The organism is Arthrobacter sp. 05T410 (assembly GCF_056396505.1).
In genome coordinates this window covers 1-4,259 of record NZ_JBFTLP010000040.1, presented here as the reverse complement: position 1 = coordinate 4,259, position 4,259 = coordinate 1, and the positions used below count along the sequence as shown (strand labels likewise).

Here is a 4,259-nt window from a genome sequence, read left to right as displayed (position 1 = left end):
TGGCTCCGGCTCCGCGACGGCCGGTGCCCGTTCCCCGGCTGCGCCAACCATTCCCTGGACAACGAGGCAGACCACCTCCTGGCCTGGGCCGACGGCGGCACCACCGGCATCTCGAACCTCGGCCAGCCCTGCCCGAAACACCACCGGCTTAAACACGCCTCCGCCTGGACACCGGACCGGGCCAGCAAAGACCACCCGCCGGGCTGGACCTCACCGTCCGGACGCTACTATCCCAGCGAACACCAAGACTGGGACCCACCCCACTGGCCCGAAGACTGGCTGCCCCACATCCCGGCCACGGACGAACCCGGCCCCGACCCCGATCAAGACCAGCCCGCCGATCCAGGACATCGTTGCGAGCTGGAACTGCTCCCGGACTACCATCCCGGCCAGGATCCCATCCCGGAGCCCGACATTGAACTGCCCCCGGACCCGTTCCCGGACTGGCATCAATTCACGGCCGAGCGCTGGTTCCCCGCCGCGGACACGGACGACCCGGGCTGGCCGGCACTTCTGGGCAGCTCTTCCGCGAAGGACCGCCCGCTCCAATGTGCGTGAGCCGCTGGTCGTGTGCCTTCCGGTTCTTTGGGTCGGAGAGATCGGCGCGACGCCGCCGCCACGACGGCGTTGAAGAACCCAGCTTTGCTCAACGAAGCTCAGCTGGACACGATGGCGGCCAGCGAGAACGCTTGCCGCCATCGGGCTATCGGTTCTGACAGCTCAGGAGTAGTCGTAGAACCCTTTGCCGGACTTCCGTCCCAGCTCGCCGCGCTCCACCATGTCGCGGAGGATGCGGGGCGGGGCGAAGCGTTCGCCGAGGGTTTCATGCAGGTACTCGGCGATTCCGAGGCGCACGTCCAGCCCGACGATGTCCGTGGTGCGCAGTGGTCCGGATGCGTGCCGGTAGCCGAGTTCCATGGCGGTGTCGATGTCCTGGGCGCTGGCCACGCCCTCTTCCAGCATCCTCATGGCCTCCAGCGCAATTGCCACGCCAAGGCGCGAACTCGCGAAGCCGGGCGCGTCATTGACCACGATGGGAGTCTTACCGAGCCCGCGGACCCAGCCGGTGGCGGCGTCGGAGAGTTCAGGGGCGGACCGGGGGCCAAGAACGACTTCCACCAGCGTCGAGGCCGGGACCGGATTGAAGAAGTGCAACCCGCACAGCCGTTCCGGCCGGCCGAGCGAGTCAGCCAGGTCGGTGACGGAGAGCGAGGACGTGTTGGTGGCAATCCAGGCATCCGTGCCCAGGTGGCGCTCCACGTTGAGCAGGGCATCCTGCTTAAGCTTGAAGTCCTCCGGCACGGCTTCGACAACAAGGCCCGCCCCGCCGAAGTCGACGGCGTCCGTGGAGACCGCAAACCGGCCCAAGAGCGACTCCAGATCCTCGAGAACGGCGGCCTTCTCCAGGGCCTTGGCCAGCGTCACTCTCACGCGGTCGCGGGCCGCTGCGGCTGCGGCCTCGTCCCGTTCGACTATTGTCACCGCAGCTCCGGAGACAAGGAAAGCGTGGGCGATGCCCGCGCCCATCCGGCCTCCGCCGAGAACGCCTACCCTCGTGGGGACGCCCTGGGTTTCAAGTGGGGGAGTGGAAGGGGTCATTAGTTGGTTCCTTTGCGTTGTTTTCGGTCCAGAAACGCCTGCATCCGCTCAAATTTTGCCTCTGATTCAAAGAGGATCCCTTGGGCGAGTTCGTCAATGGCCGGGTGTGCTGACCTTGGGGCGTGGAGGACGCTCTTGGTGAGGCGGACCGCGAGTGGATCCTGGGATGCGATCCGGGCCGCGAGTGCGAAGGCCGCGGGGATCAGCTGGTCTGGTTGATGCAACTCCGTGACCAGCCGAACAGCCATTGCCTCAGCGCCGTCGAGCACTTTTCCGGTGAGCAGGATTTCCTTGGCCAAAGGCTCGCCGACGAGCTCCACGAGGCGCCAGCCTGCGCCGGCGGCGGCGAGGATGCCCAGACCGGTTTCGGGGTTGCCGATCTTTGCCCGTGGCGTCGCAATCCGGAAATCCGCCGCATAGGCCAGCTCAGCGCCGCCGCCGAGCGCAAACCCGTCAATGGCTGCGATCACTGGCATCGGCAGCCTGGAGATTCGCTGGAAGAGGCCGGAATTGATGCCGGCCAGGGCATCATCACGGCGGCGTTCGCGGAGTTGGGCGATGTCGGCTCCGGAGGCGAAGACGCCGCCGGAGGGAAGCTGCGCCCCGGAGAGGATGAGTATTTTGGGATTGCGCTCCAAATCCGCGCATACAGTGTGCAATTCGTCCACCATGAGCTGGTCTATGGCGTTGCGGACTTCTGGCCTGTTGAGTTCGACATGGACGGTCGCGTCGGCGTCGTGGATTTTGATCGTCTTCACCAGCCCACCATGGCATCGTTTATTACACAGCGTCCAATACCTAATGGACCGGCCGTTATTGTCGGAATTGGATAGATCAGGCCCGAGGGCAGTCACTCACGACGCCGTCATTGATCCAAAATCCTCATTGATCTTGAGGCTAATAAGTATTGGACTGCATAGCCGGAAGCTGGGATCGTGATTGCTAAGACAAAGACGTACCTGCAGAAAGAGTTCCGGATCATGAGCAACTACGCGACCATCAACCCGGCAACCGGAGAGCGCGTTGCCGAGTTCCCGACACTCACCGACGAGGAAGTGCAGGATGCGCTCAAGCGCTCCTTCACGGAATACCGCACCTGGCGCTCCACTCCGCTGGCGGAACGGGCCGCAGTGCTGACCCGCGTGGCCGAGCTGCACCGCGAACGTTCCGAAGAACTCGCCGCCTTGCTGACCCTGGAGATGGGCAAGCCGATCGCCGAAGCACGCGGCGAGGTTGCCCTCGTGGCCTCGATCTACGCCTACTATGCGGACAACGCCCAGCGCTTCCTCCGCGATGAACCCTTGGAGTTCCGGGGACCCGGCTCGGCCGTGGTCCGCACCGAACCCATCGGACCGCTGGTCGGGATCATGCCCTGGAACTTCCCCTACTACCAGGTCGCCCGCTTCGCCGCACCCAACATAGTGCTGGGCAACACCGTGATCCTCAAGCACTCACGCAACTGCCCGCAGTCGGCGCTGGCCATCGAGGCGGTCTTCCGCGACGCCGGGCTGCCGGCCGATGTCTACATCAACGCGTTTGCCACCAGCGGCCAGATCGCCACCATGATCGCCGACCCCCGGGTGCAGGGTGTTTCCCTGACAGGCTCCGAGAAGGCCGGATCCGCCGTGGCAGAAATTGCCGGACGCCATCTGAAGAAGTATGTGCTGGAGCTCGGCGGCTCCGATCCGTTCATCGTGCTGCCCGATGCCGATCTGGACAAAGCCGTAGCCGGCGCCGTGGCTGGCCGCATGTACAACGGCGGCCAAGCCTGCACTGCGTCCAAGCGCTTCATCATCGTCGGCGACATCTACGACGAGTTCCTGCGCCGCTACACCGAGGCCATGTCCAAGATCGCCCCGGGCGACCCGACCGATGGGCAGACGACCTTCGGGCCGCTGTCATCCCGGGCCTCCGTCGATGACATCGCCGAGCTGGTCCAGGACGCCGTCTCCAAGGGCGCGACCGCAGTCACGGGTGGAGGCGCCCCCAACGACTCGGGCGCCTACTACCCCGCGACCGTCCTGACCGGTGTGACGCCGGACATGCGGGCTTACTCGGAAGAGATCTTCGGCCCGGCCGCCGTGGTTTACCGGGTGGACTCTGCCGAAGCCGCTGTTGACCTGGCCAACGATTCGCCTTTCGGCCTCTCAAGCTCCATCTACACCGCGGATGTTGAGGCCGCCCGGCAGCTTGCCGAACAGCTGGAGACCGGAATGGTCTGGATCAACAGCATCAGCCGCAGCGCCGCTGACCTTCCGTTTGGCGGGGTGAAGCGTTCCGGCGTCGGACGTGAACTGGCGCAATACGGAATCAATGAGTTCGCCAACAAGAAGCTGATCCGGATCCCGGCAGCGTAGGCCCGCTCGAATCACAGCCAAGTCCCCGAGGGCGGCCAGCCAGCCCAAGGCAGCAGCAGGGATCGTTTGCGCCCTCAACCCACCTCTGCTGCTGCGTAGTTGGGCTCCACAGAACTTAGAGGAAATCATGAATCAGGCATTTATCTATGACGCTGTGAGGACGCCGTTCGGGAAGTTCGGTTCCGGCCTCGCCGGGATCCGCCCGGATGACCTCGCCGCGCACGTGATCCGCGAATCCGTGAAGCGCGCCCCGGCCCTGGACGTGGAGCGGATCGATGAGGTGGTGTTCGGCAACGCGAACGG

General features: G+C 65.0%; 5 protein-coding genes. 3 read left to right on the top strand and 2 right to left on the bottom strand.

Going from position 1 to position 4,259, the window contains the following annotated elements:
• Positions 1-558: HNH endonuclease signature motif containing protein (locus tag AC1DFR_RS22260; protein WP_476874492.1), on the top strand; the 558-nt coding region annotated here is incomplete at its 5' end.
• Between the two features lie 162 nt (positions 559-720).
• Here the strand turns inward: AC1DFR_RS22260 and AC1DFR_RS22255 are convergent.
• The gene (locus AC1DFR_RS22255) at positions 721-1,599 is read right to left on the bottom strand and encodes a 3-hydroxyacyl-CoA dehydrogenase family protein (protein ID WP_476874491.1); all 879 of its coding nucleotides are present in this window, start codon (positions 1,597-1,599) and stop codon (positions 721-723) included.
• A complete protein-coding gene (locus tag AC1DFR_RS22250) occupies positions 1,599-2,357 on the bottom strand; it encodes an enoyl-CoA hydratase/isomerase family protein (protein WP_476851114.1) in 759 nt (252 codons plus the stop codon). Before AC1DFR_RS22250 ends, AC1DFR_RS22255 begins: the two co-directional genes overlap by 1 nt.
• 177 nt (positions 2,358-2,534) lie before the next feature.
• On the opposite strand from AC1DFR_RS22250, the gene AC1DFR_RS22245 reads away from it, so the two are divergent.
• The gene (locus tag AC1DFR_RS22245; RefSeq protein WP_476874490.1) at positions 2,535-3,956 is read left to right on the top strand and encodes an NAD-dependent succinate-semialdehyde dehydrogenase; all 1,422 of its coding nucleotides are present in this window, start codon (positions 2,535-2,537) and stop codon (positions 3,954-3,956) included.
• A gap of 127 nt (positions 3,957-4,083) precedes the next feature.
• A partial coding sequence (locus tag AC1DFR_RS22240) for a thiolase family protein (RefSeq protein ID WP_476874493.1) occupies positions 4,084-4,259 on the top strand: 176 nt, incomplete at its 3' end.